Below are 17,537 nucleotides of genomic sequence, written 5' to 3'. Positions count from 1 at the left end.
GCAGCGCGCAGGCGGCGGGGCGGGCGCATCCGGGTTTCCGCCCGTATGGCACAAAAAAAAGGCCATCACCGGAGTGATGGCCTGTGCGACAGGGGCTGTCGGTTAAATGTCGATGTTGGCCGCTTTCAGCGCATTCTCTTCGATGAAGGCGCGGCGCGGTTCAACCGCATCGCCCATCAGGGTCGTGAAGAGCTGGTCGGCACCGATCGCATCTTTAATGGTGACGCGCAGCATACGGCGGCTGTCGGGATCCATGGTGGTTTCCCACAGCTGATCCGGGTTCATCTCGCCCAGACCTTTATAGCGCTGAACGGAGAGACCGCGACGCGACTCTTTAACCAGCCACTCGATCGCCTGTTCGAAGCTCGCCACCGGCTGACGACGTTCGCCACGCTCGATGTACGCATCTTCTTCCAGCAGACCGCGCAGTTTGCTGCCCAGAGCGCAGATTTTGCGGTATTCCGGGCCCTGGATGAACTCGGCGTCCAGCGGATAGTCGGTATCCACGCCGTGAGTACGCACGCGCAGTACCGGCTCAAACAGGTTCTGTTCGCGGTTTTCACGCACCTGGGCCAGCCAGGTGCTGCCGTGGGCTTCGCGCTCGGTCAGATAGCTCACCAGACCGTTCAGCCAGGTGGTGACTTCCGCTTCGTTGCCCAGATCGCCCAGCGTGTCGTGATAAATCAGCGCACGCAGCATCGCTACCGGATAACGGCGTTCCATCCGCTTGATCATCTTCTGGGTGCTGTTGAATTCAGACACCAGCGACTCCAGCGGCTCGCCGCCCAGGGCTGGCGCGCTGGCATTGGTGTGCAGCGTCGCCCCATCCAGCGCGATAGCGATCTGATACTGATCCATCGCCTCATCATCTTTGATGTACTGCTCCTGCTTGCCTTTCTTCACTTTGTAGAGCGGCGGCTGAGCGATATAGACGTGGCCACGCTCGATGATCTCCGGCATCTGACGATAGAAGAAGGTCAGCAGCAGGGTACGGATGTGTGAACCATCGACGTCGGCATCGGTCATGATGATGATGCTGTGATAGCGCAGCTTGTCCGGGTTGTACTCGTCGCGACCGATGCCGCAACCCAGTGCGGTGATCAGCGTAGCGACTTCCTGTGACGCGAGCATCTTGTCGAAACGCGCTTTCTCGACGTTCAGGATCTTACCTTTCAGCGGCAGAATCGCCTGGTTCTTACGGTTACGGCCCTGTTTGGCCGAGCCGCCTGCGGAGTCACCCTCCACCAGGTAGATTTCAGAGAGCGCCGGGTCGCGCTCCTGGCAATCCGCCAGCTTGCCTGGCAGACCGGCCAGATCCAGCGCGCCCTTACGGCGGGTCATTTCACGGGCGCGACGCGCCGCTTCACGGGCACGGGCGGCGTCGATGATTTTGCCGACCACAATCTTGGCGTCTGCCGGATTTTCCAGCAGGTATTCGGCCAGCAGTTCGTTCATCTGCTGTTCAACGGCCGATTTCACCTCGGAAGAGACCAGCTTATCTTTGGTCTGTGAGGAGAATTTCGGATCCGGCACTTTCACCGAAACCACGGCGATCAGACCTTCACGGGCGTCGTCGCCGGTGGCGCTGACTTTGGCTTTCTTGCTGTATCCCTCTTTATCCATGTAGGCATTCAGGGTACGGGTCATCGCCGCACGGAAACCGGCCAGGTGCGTACCGCCGTCGCGCTGTGGAATGTTGTTGGTGAAGCAGTAGATATTTTCCTGGAAGCCGTCGTTCCACTGCAGCGCCACTTCCACGCCGATGCCATCTTTCTCGTTAGAGAAATAGAACACGGTCGGGTGGATCGGGGTTTTGTTCTTGTTGAGATACTCAACGAACGCCTTGATGCCGCCTTCGTAGTGGAAGTGATCGCTTTTGCCATCACGCTTATCTTCCAGACGGATCGACACGCCCGAGTTCAGGAACGAGAGTTCACGCAGGCGTTTTGCCAGAATGTCATACTCGAAGTCGCGGACGTTGGTAAAGGTTTCATAGCTTGGCCAGAAACGCACGCGGGTACCGGTTAAATCGGTATCACCGGTGATCGCCAGCGGGGCCTCAGGGACGCCGTGGACGTAGATCTGCTGGTGCACTTTGCCTTCGCGACGGATAGTCAGCTCCAGCTTCTGAGACAGGGCGTTAACGACGGAGACACCCACGCCGTGCAGGCCGCCGGACACTTTATAGGAGTTGTCGTCGAACTTACCGCCCGCATGCAGCACGGTCATGATCACTTCCGCGGCGGAAACGCCCTCTTCTTCGTGAATGCCGGTAGGAATGCCGCGTCCATCATCCTGCACCGAAACGGAGTTATCCGCATGGATGGTGACCACAATGTCACTACAGTGACCAGCGAGCGCTTCGTCGATTGCGTTATCCACGACCTCGAATACCATGTGATGCAGACCGGTACCGTCATCGGTATCGCCGATATACATGCCCGGGCGTTTGCGTACCGCATCAAGCCCTTTCAGGACTTTAATACTTGAGGAGTCATAAGAATTCGACATCAACGTTTCTCGCTCATTTTAATCTTCAGGTTGAACCGCTATTTTACCCTGTTCCACGCGGAACATCTTGCCCTTTTCGTCGCTCATGTCGATTACATGTCCGGCCGAAATGGCGCTGACAAAGACCTGAGCCCGGGTGGCTTTTAACCGCTCCGCCAGCAGGCGTCGGCGGCTTTCATCCAGCTCAGAAGCAAAGTCATCAATGAGGTAAATACAGCGGCGTCCGCTCTGGCTTGTCAGGAACTCGCCCTGTGCCAGACGCAATGCACACATGAGCAGTTTTAACTGCCCGCGTGAGAGTAAATCTTCTACCGGCGTCCCTTCAGCCCGGATACGGAAATCGGCCTTATGCGGGCCGCTGGCGGTATAGGTCAGCGCGCGATCGCGCTCGAAGTTACGTTCCAGCAGTTCGCCATAGTCGCTCTCCTTATCCCAGCCGCGCTGGAAAGAGAAGCGCAGCTCAAATTCCGGCAGGAACTGGCTGCAGGTGGCGGTGATCTCCGCCGAAATGGCCGCGCTGTATTCTGCGCGCCACTGGCTGATCTGTTCCGCCAGCGGAACCAGCTCCTGATCCCAGGGGCGGATCTGACTGTAGCGTGAGACCTGGCGCAGCGCGGCGTTTCGCTGCTTGAGCAGACGACGCAGATTGTTCCAGGCGTTAAAAAAACCGGGCGTGTTGTGAAAACAGCCCCAGTCGACATAGGCTCTGCGGTATTTGGGGCCGCCATTGAGCAGACTGAAGCCTTCCGGCGTAATCAGCTGCATCGGCAGCAGCTGCGCCAGCTCCGCGACCTTGTGACCATCGCTGCCATCAATGCGCACCTTGCTGTCACCGGCGCGGTTTTTGGTCAGCCCGACTGAAATCTCCCGCTCTTTGCTCTCCAGCCGTCCGTGCAGCACGAACGCCGCCTCGTCGTGACGAATGACGCGGCCCGCCTGCAGGCTGCGAAACGACCGGCCATGCCCCAGCGTATGAATGGCTTCTAACACACTGGTTTTACCGCTGCCGTTGACCCCAACCAGAAAGTTAAAGCCCGGCGCCAGCTGCAGGTCAGCCTGCTCGATATTACGAAAATCTTTGATAAGAAGGCGGGTTAAAGCCATGAATCAGTCCAGCGTGAAGGGCAGTGATCGGGATGAAATGAGCTTTGCCTTGTCACATTCCAGGACGTCGATGCCGGGGCAGGGTTTGCCCGGTATCGACGTCACCAGGTCGACAGCGTCGCCGTGATGTTGCGCCCCGCCAGCACACCGCCACCGGCGCGTACTGACGTACGTGAGGATGACGAACACTGCCGGGGCACAACACAGGAAGTAAGCCAGGCCGACAGATACCACCTACAGGCGCATGGGCATCACGACATAGGCTGCGGCGGGACTCGCCACATCCTCAATCTGCACGCTCGACACGGAGTCGGTCAGCAGCAGACGGACGTTTTCGCACTTCAGCGCGTTCAGCACGTCCAGCACGTAACTGACGTTAAAGCCGATTTCCAGTTCGGTGCCGTTGTAGCTGACATCCAGCATCTCTTCCGCTTCTTCCTGTTCAGGGTTATTTGCGGTGATCTTCAGCTGATTTTCGGTGATATAGAGGCGAACGCCACGGAACTTCTCGTTGGAGAGGATCGCAGCACGCGCAAAAGCCTGCTTAAGCAGATCGCAGCCCGCTTCCAGCGCTTTGTCCGGATTTTTCGGCAATACGCGGCGATAATCGGGGAAGCGGCCATCTACCAGTTTGGAGGTAAAGATATAGTCGCCGACGTGCGCCCGGATATTGCTGCCGCCAATCTGCACCTGCAGCGGCGTCTCGCCGCCATCCAGCAGTCGCAGCAGTTCAATCACCCCTTTGCGCGGCACAATGACGGAGTGGCTCGGCAGCGCCTGGCCAATCGGCATTGAGCAGACGGCCAGACGGTGGCCGTCGGTCGCCACGGTACGCAGCTCTTCCCCTTCGGTTTCAAACATCATGCCGTTGAGGTAGTAACGCACATCCTGATGCGCCATTGAGAACTGGGTCGCTTCGATCAGCCGTTTCAGCGTTGCCTGTGGCAGGGTAAATTCCACCTCGCTCTGCCAGTCGTCCAGATTCGGGAAGTCACTGGCGGGCAGCGTCGACAGGGAAAAACGGCTGCGGCCAGAACGCACCAGCATACGATCGCCTTCCAGCGCCAGCGTAATTTCTGCGCCATCCGGCAATCCGCGACAGATATCCAGGAATTTCCGGGCCGGAACGGTGGTGGCACCCGGTTCGTGCGCCTGAGTCAGCGCCACGCGCGCGACCATTTCCATTTCCAGATCGGTACCGGTCAGCAACAGCGAACCTTCAGTGACCTGCAGCAGCAGGTTGCCGAGGATTGGCAGCGTCGGTCGACCACCCAGTGGGCCACTTACTTGTTGCAGCGGCTTCAGCAGCTGCTCACGTTCAACAATAAATTTCATAGCGTCAGGAAGATAATGTTCTGATGAGATTAGAGAAATCTTCTTTGATATCGTGGCTCTCTTCACGCAGCTGCTCAATTTTGCGGCAGGCATGAAGCACCGTTGTGTGGTCGCGACCCCCAAAAGCATCGCCAATTTCTGGCAGGCTGTGGTTCGTCAACTCTTTCGCCATCGCCATCGCCATCTGGCGCGGACGTGCTACCGAGCGCGAACGGCGCTTGGAGAGCAGATCCGCCACCTTGATTTTGTAATACTCGGCGACCGTCTTCTGAATATTATCAATGGTGACCAGCTTTTCCTGCAGCGCCAGCAGATCGCGCAGCGCCTCACGCACGAAGTCGATGGTGATTGCCCGGCCGGTAAAGTTGGCATTGGCAATCACGCGATTCAGCGCCCCTTCCAGTTCACGCACGTTAGAGCGCAGACGTTTGGCAATAAAGAAGGCGACTTCGCCCGGCAGACGGATGTCATTCTCATCCGCTTTTTTCATCAGGATTGCGACACGGGTTTCCAGCTCAGGCGGCTCAATCGCCACCGTTAATCCCCAGCCGAAACGCGATTTAAGGCGATCTTCGACGCCGTTGATCTCTTTAGGATAGCGATCCGATGTCAGGATGATCTGCTGGTTGCCCTCTAATAAGGCATTAAAGGTGTGGAAGAACTCTTCCTGCGAACGCTCTTTATTCGCAAAGAACTGAATATCATCGATCAGCAGCGCATCCACAGAGCGGTAGTAGCGTTTAAACTCTTCGATCGCATTGTTCTGCAGGGCTTTGACCATATCCTGCACAAAACGCTCGGAGTGCATATACACCACTTTGGCGTTGGGTTTGCGGGCAATAATGCCGTTGCCCACTGCATGGAGCAGGTGCGTTTTACCGAGACCGGTGCCGCCATAAAGGAACAGCGGGTTGTAAGCGCCGCCGGGATTATCCGCCACCTGACGTGCCGCCGCGCGCGCCAGCTGGTTGGATTTACCCTCGACGAAGTTATCGAAGTTATGACGGTTATTCACATTTGAGCGATACGTGACGTCGGCCGGAGCCGGAACGTTATCCCAGCTGGGACGCACGATCTGCGCCGGAGCCGGACGAACGTGGCTCTGCACCGGCATGACGGGCGTGCTGACGTTCGCCATGACCGGCTGGCTCACCGCAGCCGCAGGTTGCTGAACCGGACGTGTGCCGACTTCAAAACGCAGCGTCGGCACATTAGGCCCACAGAATTCATTCAGCAGGGCATTGATGCTGTTAAGGTATTTGTCCCGAACCCAGTCGAGTACGAAGCGATTTGGAGCATACAAGGCAAGCGTATTGTCGTTTAACTCAGCCTGGAGTGGACGGATCCACATGCTGAATTCGGTGGCAGGAAGCTCATCCTGCAAACGGGCAAGACACTGTTGCCAAAGCGTAAGTGACACGGCGGACTCCACTCGTACAAATTCGAAAAGAATAGTAGGCGTTACTCTAAGAAACGTTCATTTTTGACACAGACACTAAGAAAGCGCCTGCGACCGCTATCAGCGGTTTTCCATCCTGCAATCTCGGGAGGATCGTCAGCGGAAGGGCGGATCATAGCGCAAAGCGAGGCAGAGATCTTCCCTTTCTACACAGTTTTGATCGTTTTTATCCACAGGCCGGAAGCACGCAGGGAAGTTTACGCCAGTTGCGGGAAAAACCCCCAGGGATCTGGCGCAATCCGTGAAAAATTCGGGCGGCGTCTCATTTTATCCCCAGGATCCCCGCAGACGATCGCAATAAGATCCCGTGCGATCCTTGCGCTTTAGTGCGGACCCCGTATAATTCTCCACCCGACATTGCGCCCTGCGGTGAAATGTTGGAACTCAGCGGGCTGTAAGCGGGTTTTCAGGTACCGTTGCACGCGAAGTAAATTGACTCGGGACTGTACAATTATTACAATCCCGCCTCTTTATTAAAGACACATTGAGGCGTCGGTCGATTTACTGGCCCGAAACGCGTCACCCAGTGAAAATTTTCAAGTTTAGGTAGAAACCGCCATGAAACGCACTTTTCAACCGTCCGTACTGAAGCGCAACCGTTCACACGGTTTCCGTGCTCGTATGGCAACAAAAAATGGTCGTCAGGTTCTGGCACGTCGTCGTGCTAAAGGCCGCTCTCGTCTGACCGTTTCTAAGTAATAAAGCAAGCCCTGATGGGTAAGCTCGCATTTCCCAGGGAGTTACGTTTGTTAACTCCCACTCATTTCACTTTCGTCTTCCAGCAGCCACAACGGGCTGGCACGCCGCAAATCACTATTCTCGGCCGCCTTAACGCGCTGGGGCATCCCCGCATCGGTCTCACCGTCGCTAAAAAACATGTTAAACGCGCGCATGAACGCAACCGGATCAAGCGATTGACCCGCGAAAGCTTTCGCCTGCGTCAGCATGAACTGCCGTCGATGGACTTCGTGGTCGTCGCGAAGAAGGGGGTTGCCGATCTGGATAACCGTATGCTGACGGAAGCGTTGGAGAAATTATGGCGTCGTCACTGTCGCCTGGCGCGCGGCTCCTGATCGTCCTGATACGCGTCTATCAACGCGGTATCAGTCCATTACTGGGACCACACTGTCGGTTTCATCCTACCTGCTCTCATTATGGAATTGAGGCGTTACGCAGGTTTGGCCTGATAAAAGGCAGTTGGTTGACATTAAAACGCGTATTAAAATGCCACCCCTTGAACCCGGGTGGTGACGATCCTGTGCCGCCAAAAACCTTTGATACCAGAGAACATTAACGATGGATTCGCAACGCAATCTCTTTCTCATCGCTTTTCTGTTCGTGTCCTTTATGATCTGGCAAGCCTGGCAGACGGACCACGCTCCGCAGCCACAGCAGACGCAGACCACACAAGGCACCAACAGCGTAGCGGGTGATACCGCCAGTCAGGGTGTACCGGCCAGCGGTCAGGGCCAGACGATCACCGTTAAGACTGATGTCCTGTCATTGAATATCAACACCCGCGGCGGTGATGTTGAGCAGGCTCAACTGCTGACGTTCCCGGACAAACTGGGTTCTGATCAGCCGTTCCAGCTGCTTGAAACGACGCCAGCGTTTGTTTACCAGGCACAGAGCGGATTAACCGGTCGTAACGGCCCGGATAACCCGAACAACGGCGCGCGTCCGCTGTTCACTGCCGCGCAGGATCATTTCGAGATGGCCGATGGCCAGTCCGAACTGCGTGTGCCGATGACCTTTACCGCTGAAAATGGCGTGGTTTACACCAAAACCTTCATCTTCAAGCGTGGCGAATATGCCGTTAATGTCGATTATCATGTCAACAACACCACTCAGCAGCCGCTGGAAGTGTCCCTGTTTGGCCAGCTGAAGCAGACCATCGATCTGCCTAAGCATCGCGATACCGGCAGCAACAACTTTGCTCTGCACACCTTCCGTGGCGCGGCTTACTCCACCAGCGATTCGAAATATGAGAAGTACAAATTCGACACCATCGCGGATAACGAGAACCTGAGCGCGACGACCAGCAATGGCTGGGTAGCGATGCTGCAGCAGTACTTTGCCACGGCCTGGGTGCCGCGTACCGACGGCACTAACACGCTTTACACCAGCAACCTGGGTAATGGCGTTGCGGCGATTGGCTACAAATCTGCACCGGTCACCATTGCCGCAGGCGCACAGCAGAATCTGGGTGCAACGCTGTGGGTCGGCCCGGAAATTCAGGATAAGATGGCCGCGATTGCGCCACACCTTGACCTGACCGTCGATTACGGCTGGTTGTGGTTTATCTCTCAGCCGCTGTTCAAGCTGCTGAAATTTATCCACAGCTTCATCGGTAACTGGGGCTTCTCCATTATCGTCATCACCTTCATCGTGCGTGGCATCATGTACCCGCTGACCAAAGCGCAGTACACCTCGATGGCCAAGATGCGTATGCTGCAGCCAAAAATTCAGGCTATGCGTGAGCGTCTGGGGGATGACAAGCAGAAGCAGAGCCAGGAAATGATGGCCCTGTATAAAGCAGAGAAAGTGAATCCGCTGGGTGGCTGTCTGCCGCTGGTGATTCAGATGCCCATCTTCCTGGCGCTCTACTATATGCTGTCAGGCTCGGTTGAACTGCGTCATGCGCCATTTGTTCTCTGGATCCATGACCTGTCAGCGCAGGACCCGTACTACATCCTGCCGATTCTGATGGGTATCACCATGTTCTTCATTCAGAAGATGTCACCGACCACCGTGACCGATCCGATGCAGCAGAAGATCATGACCTACATGCCGGTGATCTTTACCGTCTTCTTCCTGTGGTTCCCGTCAGGTCTGGTGCTGTACTACATCGTCAGCAACCTGGTGACCATTCTCCAGCAGCAGCTGATCTACCGCGGCCTGGAAAAACGTGGTCTGCACAGCCGCGACAAGAAGAAAGCGTAAGCCCTCGCGGGCACTGTCCCGCGCGGAAAAAGTCTAATCTCAGGCGGTCAAAGCGACCGCCTGTGTTTTTTGTAGCGAGAGAAAATTTATGAGCCACAGCGATACTATTGTTGCCCAGGCAACGCCGCCCGGACGTGGCGGCGTAGGCATTCTGCGCGTTTCCGGCGCGCAGGCGGCAGAGGTCGCCCGTCAGCTGCTGGGCAAGCTGCCGAAGCCGCGATATGCCGACTATCTGCCTTTTACTGACAGCGACGGCAGCGTGCTGGATCAGGGCATCGCGCTGTGGTTCCCCGGTCCGAACTCCTTTACCGGCGAAGATGTGCTGGAGCTGCAGGGCCACGGCGGCCCGGTGATCCTCGATCTGCTGCTGAAGCGCATCGTGGCGCTGCCGGGCGTACGTATCGCCCAGCCGGGTGAGTTTTCGGAGCGGGCGTTTCTGAATGACAAGCTCGACCTGGCGCAGGCCGAGGCGATTGCCGATCTGATCGATGCCAGTTCTGAGCAGGCGGCCCGTTCGGCGGTGAACTCGCTGCAGGGCGTCTTCTCCACGCGGGTTAACGCTCTCGTGGAGGCGCTGACTCATCTGCGGATCTATGTCGAAGCGGCCATCGACTTCCCCGATGAGGAGATCGACTTCCTCTCTGACGGCAAAATCGAAGCGCAGCTGAACAGCGTAATCGACGACCTGGATGCCGTCCGTGCCGAAGCGCGTCAGGGCAGCCTGCTGCGTGAAGGGATGAAGGTGGTGATAGCGGGGCGGCCTAACGCGGGCAAATCGAGCCTGCTGAATGCGCTGGCAGGCCGTGACGCCGCGATCGTCACAGACATTGCGGGCACCACCCGTGACGTCCTGCGCGAGCATATTCATATCGACGGTATGCCGCTGCACATCATCGACACCGCCGGTCTGCGCGAAGCCAGCGACGAAGTGGAGCGTATCGGGATTGAGCGCGCCTGGCAGGAGATCGAACAGGCGGACCGCGTGCTGTTTATGGTGGACGGTACGACGACCGACGCCACCGAAGCGGCGGCTATCTGGCCCGATTTCATCTCCCGCCTGCCGCCGGCACTGCCGGTGACCGTGGTTCGCAACAAGGCGGATGTCACCGGTGAGCCTCTCGGCCTGACCGAAATCAACGGCCACGCGCTGATTCGCCTCTCGGCGCGCACCAGCGAGGGTGTTGAGGCGTTGCGTGATCACCTCAAGCAGAGCATGGGCTTCGCCGGTAACATGGAAGGGGGCTTCCTGGCGCGCCGTCGTCATCTGCAGGCACTGGAACTGGCGGCGACGCACCTGGATCAGGGCAGAGCGCAGCTGCTGGGTGCCCGGGCCGGTGAGCTGCTGGCGGAAGAGCTGCGCGTGGCGCAGCAGGCGCTGAGCGAGATCACCGGCGAGTTCACCTCCGACGATCTGCTGGGCCGCATCTTCTCCAGCTTCTGTATCGGTAAATAATCCCCTGGCCTGACGGCGCCAGCTGTCAGGCCCGCTCACCCGCTCTCTGCTTCCCTGTTATTCCCGCTTCTGCCCCGATTCTTGCTGATATGTTATTTTGCGGCGGCTCTGCGTTGTCGTATAACGGTAGATGCGCCGATCTGCGGGGCGGCCAGAGCGTGCCGCGCGTTGTCCCGTTCCGCATCCGGCCGGAAGCAGACCCACTACGTGAACATTCCTGGCCGAACCTTTTGCCAGAAGAAAGGAGAGTTGCATGAGTACACCGCTCGACAATGCCGCACTGGATACCCTGTTCCACGACGCCCGCACCCACAGTTACTGGCAGGACAAGCCGGTCGACCACGCGCTGCTGGAACAGCTTTACGATCTGACGGTGCTGGGCCCGACCTCGGCGAACTGCCTGCCCGCGCGTTTTGTTTTTGTGACCTCGGCGGAGGGCAAAGAGAAGCTGAAACCGGCCCTCTCTTCCGGCAATCTGGATAAGACCCTGAGCGCGCCCGTGACGGTGATTGTGGCCTGGGACCGCGAATTCTATGAGCAGCTGCCCGCGCTCTTCCCGCATGCGGATGCGCGCAGCTGGTTTACCGGCAGCCCGGAAGCGGCGAAAGAGACCGCCTTCCGCAACAGCAGCCTGCAGGCGGGTTACCTGATCCTCGCAGCCCGTTCGCTGGGTCTGGATGCCGGTCCGATGTCCGGTTTCAACCCGGAAAAAATCAACGAGGCGTTTTTCCCGGATGGCCAGTATCAGGTTAACCTGCTGATTAACCTGGGCTACGGCGAGGCGTCGAAACTGCATCCGCGCCTGCCGCGCCTGAGCTTCGAACAGGCAAGCCGCTTCGCCTGATGCTGATCGCGTCGCGATTCAGTCGCGACGCAAACGGCCTGCCTGAACCGATCGTGGTGCTCAGCGGCGCAGCATCTTCTGCAGGCGTTTTTGCTGCCAGCGCTGCATCGCGTCATGAAAAACAAAGGTCCGTATCGCCCGGACGACCAGCAGCGCCCCCCAGATCGCCGCCACCCAGAGTGACCAGTGCGTTGCCGGTGCTGTCATCCGGTTCAGAACGAACAGCAGCCCGCACACCACTACCGCCACGATCAGCGAACGGTAAAAGCGCGCTTCATCGGCGATCCTGCTGCGAGCTTCAGTAATCCGCTGGTCCAGCGCCTGATCCTCGCCGTTCTGTGGCCCGGTCAGATCACCGGCGCTCACCTCAAAGACGGCCGCCAGTGCACTCAGCGTTTCCAGACCTGGCTTTTCGCCATTCTCTATCCGCTGGACGGTGCGGGTACTCAGCCCCGCCATTTCTGCCAGCTGTTCCTGCGACCATGCCCGGGCCAGACGGTGTGCTTTAAATCTGTTGATGCTGCTCATGCGCGTTCTCCGTAATAACAGACAGGCAGAAAGTGTGCGGCAAAGTGCCCGGCAGCAACACGACCCGCACCCGACAGCGACCCGACAGCCGCATGACAGCAGGGCCCGCTGGCGGTCGGGCGGGTCAGTCTGGAAGAGGCAGCAATCCCGATTCTGCGGGCAGGTTGAATAAATGTACGCTCATGACCCCTTTCTGTCCCGCTCATCCTATTCCGAATTTATGCTTATCTGTATGTTGCCGGGTGCAATGCGTTAAGAAAATTCTTACAATGTCGCTGATGATTATCTGACCATTTTCACGGAGCGACAGATGGCTGGTCATTTTGTACGCTGGACGGGCGACCCCGCTTTTCCGGCTCATGATTTACGCATCCCCCAGGCAGTTACGGACACGGCTCAGCAGTTTGCTGACAAGCGGCGTGGGCGGTTTCTTGCCGCGCGAACCCTGCTGGCACAGCTGATGCTGCGGGTGTATGGCATCCAGGAGCTGCCGCGCCTGATTATCCAGAGCAACGGACGCCCGGTGTTTGCCGACAGCGATCTGCCCGATTTCAGTATCGCCTACACCGGCAATACGGTGGGGGTGCTGCTGGCGGAAGAGGGCGGACGGGCCGGTCTGGATATGGAGATTGTGCATGCGCGAAGCCGGCAGACGCAGGCGCAGCTGATTCAGGCATTAACCTCGGGCGAACTTGCCTGGATCAACGCCCAGCAGGATGTCATGGAAGCGGTGACGCAGATCTGGACATTACGCCAGAGCATTCTCAAGCTGACGGGTGAGGTGGATCGGGGGCTGGATTCGCTGCGCCTGCTGCCGGGTGCGGGGCGGCTGCGTTCGTCGCTCTATCCCGATATTCAGGTGGTATGTGATGCGGAGCCGATGCTGGTCTGGTCCTGTGCCCTGTCGTCGGCGACCCAGCGTCTGCATCTCTGGGAGATGGACAGTGACTTTCAGTGGCGCGCCTTACGCGAAATTGAGATGGGGAAACCCAATATCGGGCCACATGCCCTGCGGCTGACCAGCCTGCCTGGTGAACGTAAGCTGCATCCTGAAATCTGAGCAGGCCGCCACCCGCAGGTGGCGGCCATCCACAGCCTTAGTGCGCGTCGATAAAGACAATCTTCAGCACAAACAGCAGGGCGACGATCACCACGCAGGGGCTGATTTCACGCCATCGCCCGGTGCCGACCTTCATGACACAGTAAGCGATAAATCCCAGCGCGATGCCTTCGGTGATCGAAAAACTGAACGGCATCATGGCGGCGGTCACAAAGGCCGGAACGGCTTCCGTTAAGTCATCCCAGCGCACGCGCGACAGGCTGGCCGTCATCAATACCCCAACGTAAATCAGCGCGCCCGCCGCGGCGTAGCCCGGCACCATCGCGGCCAGTGGTGACAGGAAGGTCACCAGCAGAAACAGCAGACCGGTCACTACCGCCATCAGGCCGGTTCGTCCGCCAATTGCCACTCCCGAGGAGCTCTCAATGTAGGCGGTCACGGAGGAGGTGCCTGCCAGCGCGCCACTGACCGAGCTGATGCTGTCGACATAAAGCGCCTGCTGCATCCGTGGAAAGGTGCCGCTTTCGTTGGTCAGACCCGCTTTGTCGGTTACGCCAATCAGCGTGCCGGAGGAGTCGAACAGGTTAACCAGCATAAAGGAGAAGATGACGCCCGCCATGCCGATATTAAACGCGCCTTTGATATCCACCTGGCCGACCACGGAGGAGACAGAGGGTGGCGCGGAGAAGAGGCCAGCGAACTTCACGTCGCCCAGCATCCAGCCAATCGCGGTGGTGATCACCATGGAGATCAGCACCGCCGCGTGGATATTGCGCGACGCCAGAATAGCGATAATAAAGAAGCCCAGCGCACCCAGCAGCACGCTGTGGGAGGTCAGATTCCCCACCGCCACCAGAGTATCGGGGTTCGGCACGATGATACCGGCATTCTTCAGCCCCATCATGGCGATAAACAGGCCAATACCGGCGGTAATGCCGACGCGCAGGCTCAGCGGAATATTGGCGATCATCCAGTAGCGGATCCGCAGCAGCGTCAGGATCAGCAGGCCAACCGCACCCCAGAAGATCGCGCCCATGCCGACCTGCCACGAATAGCCCATCGCCCCGACCACCACAAAGGCGAAAAAGGCGTTCAGCCCCATCGCAGGCGCCAGCGCCACCGGCAGATTGGCAAATAGTCCCATCAGGATGCTGCCGAAGGCGGCAATCAGACAGGTGGTCACAAACACGGCCTGCGTATCCATACCGGCGACGCCGAGAATCTGCGGATTGACGAAGACGATATAGACCATCGTCAGAAAGGTGGTGATACCCGCGATCACTTCGGTACGCACCGTGGTGCCATGTTCCTGCAGCCTGAAGATGCGCTGCAAAACGCCTTGCTTGCTCATGCCATTCATCCGGAAGAAAAATTCATCGGCGCGTATCCTGGCGATTTTACCGGGGCAATACAATGATTTTTCGCAACCGATTGCCAGTCTCGCAATCTGCGCTGAGTGCGGTAGAGTGTGGAGCACACCCCTGAATCAAAGGATAGAGTCTGATGTCAGTAGAATGCGTCTTTTTCGATTGCGATGGCACGCTGGTGGACAGTGAGTTGCTCTGCACCCAGGCCTACGTCAACACCTTTGCCCGTTACGGCCTGGCGCTGTCGCTGCAGCAGATGTTTGAAAAGTACAAAGGCGTCAAACTCTACGACATCATTCGTGACGTCGGCGACGCGCATCAGATCACGCTGCCGATGGAGGAGGTGGAAACCGCCTACCGGGCGGAAGTGGCGCGGCTCTTCGATCAGCATCTGCAACCGATCGCTGGCGCGAAGGCGCTGGTTGAGCAGATTACCGTGCCGATGTGCGTGGTCTCAAATGGAACCGTCAAAAAGATGCAGCATTCGCTGGGCTTAACCGGGATGCTGTCGCTGTTTGAGGATCGGCTTTATAGCGGCTATGACATTCTGCACTGGAAACCCGATCCGGAACTGATGTACCACGCCGCGGAGCAGATGCAGGTGCCGATCGAGCGCTGCATCCTGGTGGATGACTCCGAAGCGGGCGCCCGCGCCGGTATCGCCGCCGGGATCCCGGTCTACTACTACTGTGCCGATCCGCACAATCCTGATCTGGACCATCCGCTGGTCACGCGCTTCGACGATATGGCGCAGCTGCCTGCGCTGTGGCGTGCCCGCGGCTGGGATCTGGTGTCACGCGGCGCGGTCAGCTGACCAGGTGACGGGTATCGAGGCGTTTCAGTGCCATCCCCAGCAGCAGGCTGCCGCCCAGCGTCAGCCCGAACACCCACGGCAGGTCGAGCCACGGCCGCGACATATCGTCGTAGTGATGCGTGCGCAGATAGTGAATAAACAGTGCATGAAAGCCGTAGATCGGCAGTGAATAGCGCGCAATCACGGTAAATCCGGGCAGCGTGCGCTGATTCAGGCTGTTTTTGAAGACGACCAGCAGGCTGATGGCGGCAATAAACACCAGCGGACCACAGTAGAGATACCACGTATCGTTAAAGGCGCCGTTCACGATCAGCGCCTTTTTCGTGCCCAGCGTAATGCCAATCACACAGGCGATAAACAGCCCGGCCGCCAGCGGCGTCAGGCCGCGCCGCTGTGTCTCCATGCTGCCAATAGCCCGTCCCAGTAGCGCATAAAGCAGGTAGTAAATGCTGTCGCCGCTGACATAGAGGTTGACCGGCAGGAAATGGAACGGCCCCAGCGACTGGCTGACCGTATTAGGGTTGGCGAGCACCGCCAGCACCAGCACCAGCAGCGCCACGTAACGCGCCTGCACGTTTTTGACCTGAATCAGCGGCGACAGCAGATAGATGCCGATCAGCGCAAAGAAAAACCACAGGTGATAAAAGACCGGTTTCTGCAGCATCTTCAGGATCGACCGTCCCTCGCTGATGGGCGTCAGCCAGGTGATATAGGCCAGGGAGACCGCGCTGTAGAAGAGCAGGCAGAGCACCAGCCGCAGCATATGGCGCGGCTGGGCGCTGCGTTCGCCGAAGAACAGGTAGCCGGAGATCATAAAGAACAGCGGCACACAGACGCGCGAGGCGGAATTGAGCAGGTTTGCCACATCCCAAGTCGTGCCGGTTACCGCCATCGGCCCGGTGATATACCAGGTGGTGGTGTGAATCACGATCACCATCAGGCAGGCGACCGCGCGTAAATTGTCGATCCAGTATATCTTCTGCGGCATGGCGTCCTCTTGCGCATAGCGTCCGTGCGGAAAAGGGTAGCCAAATGCGACCCGGTCAACAACTGCCGTCAGCACGATTCGGAGCCCTCTGTATGGCCGCCCACCCGCCTGTCTGCACGGCCCGGCAGCGGCAGGGATTTACGGCTGCACATCGCGCGGTCAAAGGGTATACTGTCGGCCTCTTTTTTTAATCTAACCGAAGCGCGTGCACACTCAACATGCAAAAGTTTGATACCAAAACCTTTCAGGGGCTGATCCTGACCTTGCAGGATTACTGGGCGCGTCAGGGCTGCACCATTGTCCAACCGCTGGACATGGAAGTGGGCGCTGGCACTTCACATCCTATGACCTGCCTGCGCGCACTCGGCCCGGAGCCGATCGCCGCCGCTTACGTGCAGCCATCGCGCCGTCCGACCGATGGCCGTTACGGTGAAAACCCGAACCGTCTGCAGCACTATTACCAGTTCCAGGTGATCATCAAACCTTCACCGGACAACATTCAGGAGCTCTACCTGGGCTCGCTGAAAGAGCTGGGTATGGATCCGACGGTGCATGACATTCGCTTCGTGGAAGATAACTGGGAAAACCCGACGCTGGGTGCCTGGGGACTCGGCTGGGAAGTCTGGCTCAACGGCATGGAAGTGACGCAGTTCACCTACTTCCAGCAGGTGGGTGGCCTGGAGTGTAAGCCGGTGACCGGTGAGATCACCTACGGCCTGGAGCGTCTGGCGATGTACATCCAGGGCGTCGACAGCGTGTACGATCTGGTCTGGAGCGACGGCCCGCTGGGGAAAACCACCTACGGCGACGTGTTCCATCAGAACGAAGTGGAGCAGTCCACCTATAACTTCGAATACGCCGACGTTGATTTCCTCTTTACCTGCTTCGAGCAGTACGAGAAAGAGGCGCAGCATCTGCTGGCGCTGGAAAAACCGCTGCCACTGCCCGCCTATGAACGCATTCTGAAAGCGGCGCACAGCTTCAACCTGCTGGATGCCCGTAAAGCGATCTCGGTGACGGAGCGTCAGCGCTACATTCTGCGCATTCGTACCCTGACTAAAGCCGTGGCTGAAGCTTACTACGCCTCTCGCGAGGCGATGGGCTTCCCGATGTGCAATAACAAAAAGTAAG

General features: G+C 58.2%; 16 protein-coding genes. 9 read left to right on the top strand and 7 right to left on the bottom strand.

Annotated features, from left to right (window positions below):
• Positions 1-102: 102 nt before the first annotated feature.
• From gyrB to dnaA, 4 genes are all read right to left on the bottom strand, one after another.
• Positions 103-2,511 carry a DNA topoisomerase (ATP-hydrolyzing) subunit B gene (gyrB, locus tag ACNY69_RS17765; RefSeq protein WP_111141690.1) on the bottom strand — a complete coding sequence of 803 codons (2,409 nt, stop codon included), beginning with the start codon at positions 2,509-2,511 and terminating at the stop codon, positions 103-105.
• 18 nt (positions 2,512-2,529) lie between these two features.
• Positions 2,530-3,615 carry a DNA replication/repair protein RecF gene (gene recF / locus ACNY69_RS17760; RefSeq protein WP_111141692.1) on the bottom strand — a complete coding sequence of 362 codons (1,086 nt, stop codon included), beginning with the start codon at positions 3,613-3,615 and terminating at the stop codon, positions 2,530-2,532.
• Between the two features lie 234 nt (positions 3,616-3,849).
• Positions 3,850-4,950, bottom strand: coding sequence for a DNA polymerase III subunit beta (dnaN, locus tag ACNY69_RS17755; RefSeq protein ID WP_111141694.1), 1,101 nt, complete (start codon positions 4,948-4,950; stop codon positions 3,850-3,852).
• Positions 4,951-4,954: 4 nt separating this feature from the next.
• Complete coding sequence (dnaA, locus tag ACNY69_RS17750) at positions 4,955-6,370, bottom strand: chromosomal replication initiator protein DnaA (RefSeq protein ID WP_293773483.1); 1,416 nt, start codon at positions 6,368-6,370, stop codon at positions 4,955-4,957.
• Between the two features lie 597 nt (positions 6,371-6,967).
• Here dnaA and rpmH point away from each other — a divergent pair.
• The 6 genes from rpmH (at position 6,968) to ACNY69_RS17720 (ending at position 11,649) form a co-directional block, all read left to right on the top strand.
• Positions 6,968-7,108, top strand: a complete 141-nt coding sequence (gene rpmH / locus ACNY69_RS17745) for a 50S ribosomal protein L34 (protein ID WP_003849659.1) — start codon at positions 6,968-6,970, stop codon at positions 7,106-7,108.
• A gap of 14 nt (positions 7,109-7,122) precedes the next feature.
• Entirely contained in the window at positions 7,123-7,482 is a 360-nt protein-coding gene (gene rnpA / locus ACNY69_RS17740; RefSeq protein ID WP_111141698.1) for a ribonuclease P protein component, read from the top strand.
• Positions 7,446-7,703 carry a membrane protein insertion efficiency factor YidD gene (yidD, locus tag ACNY69_RS17735; RefSeq protein WP_008926397.1) on the top strand — a complete coding sequence of 86 codons (258 nt, stop codon included), beginning with the start codon at positions 7,446-7,448 and terminating at the stop codon, positions 7,701-7,703. Before rnpA ends, yidD begins: the two co-directional genes overlap by 37 nt.
• A gap of 2 nt (positions 7,704-7,705) precedes the next feature.
• Positions 7,706-9,352, top strand: coding sequence for a membrane protein insertase YidC (gene yidC, locus ACNY69_RS17730; RefSeq protein WP_111141700.1), 1,647 nt, complete (start codon positions 7,706-7,708; stop codon positions 9,350-9,352).
• Positions 9,353-9,440: 88 nt separating this feature from the next.
• A complete protein-coding gene (gene mnmE / locus ACNY69_RS17725; protein ID WP_111141702.1) occupies positions 9,441-10,805 on the top strand; it encodes a tRNA uridine-5-carboxymethylaminomethyl(34) synthesis GTPase MnmE in 1,365 nt (454 codons plus the stop codon).
• Positions 10,806-11,058: 253 nt separating this feature from the next.
• Positions 11,059-11,649, top strand: a complete 591-nt coding sequence (locus tag ACNY69_RS17720) for a malonic semialdehyde reductase (protein WP_418799381.1) — start codon at positions 11,059-11,061, stop codon at positions 11,647-11,649.
• Positions 11,650-11,709: 60 nt separating this feature from the next.
• Here the strand turns inward: ACNY69_RS17720 and ACNY69_RS17715 are convergent, their stop codons facing one another.
• Complete coding sequence (locus tag ACNY69_RS17715; RefSeq protein WP_418799380.1) at positions 11,710-12,177, bottom strand: 2TM domain-containing protein; 468 nt, start codon at positions 12,175-12,177, stop codon at positions 11,710-11,712.
• 310 nt (positions 12,178-12,487) lie between these two features.
• Here ACNY69_RS17715 and ACNY69_RS17710 point away from each other — a divergent pair, with 310 nt between their 5' ends.
• Positions 12,488-13,237 (top strand): 4'-phosphopantetheinyl transferase family protein, encoded by a 750-nt coding sequence (locus ACNY69_RS17710; RefSeq protein ID WP_418799378.1) that lies wholly within the window; start codon positions 12,488-12,490, stop codon positions 13,235-13,237.
• A gap of 37 nt (positions 13,238-13,274) precedes the next feature.
• Here the strand turns inward: ACNY69_RS17710 and ACNY69_RS17705 are convergent, their stop codons facing one another.
• Entirely contained in the window at positions 13,275-14,588 is a 1,314-nt protein-coding gene (locus ACNY69_RS17705; protein WP_367395955.1) for an NCS2 family permease, read from the bottom strand.
• A 152-nt stretch (positions 14,589-14,740) separates the two neighbouring features.
• On the opposite strand from ACNY69_RS17705, the gene yieH reads away from it, so the two are divergent.
• On the top strand, positions 14,741-15,418 hold the full coding sequence (gene yieH / locus ACNY69_RS17700; RefSeq protein WP_111141591.1) for a 6-phosphogluconate phosphatase: 678 nt from the start codon (positions 14,741-14,743) through the stop codon (positions 15,416-15,418).
• On the opposite strand, the gene ACNY69_RS17695 is transcribed toward yieH, so the two are convergent.
• Positions 15,411-16,406: an acyltransferase gene (locus tag ACNY69_RS17695; protein WP_111141589.1), complete on the bottom strand. Its 996-nt coding sequence runs from the start codon at positions 16,404-16,406 to the stop codon at positions 15,411-15,413. The two genes, yieH and ACNY69_RS17695, sit on opposite strands and share 8 nt — an antisense overlap.
• Positions 16,407-16,624: 218 nt before the next feature.
• Between ACNY69_RS17695 and glyQ the strand changes: the two genes are divergently transcribed.
• Positions 16,625-17,536: a glycine--tRNA ligase subunit alpha gene (gene glyQ, locus ACNY69_RS17690; RefSeq protein WP_003849680.1), complete on the top strand. Its 912-nt coding sequence runs from the start codon at positions 16,625-16,627 to the stop codon at positions 17,534-17,536.
• The last annotated feature ends 1 nt before the right edge of the window (position 17,537 follow it).

Source organism: Pantoea graminicola (assembly GCF_048452665.1).
GTDB lineage: Bacteria > Pseudomonadota > Gammaproteobacteria > Enterobacterales > Enterobacteriaceae > Pantoea.
The sequence above is the reverse complement of the archived record's forward strand: the minus strand, read 5'-3'. Positions and strand labels throughout refer to the sequence as shown.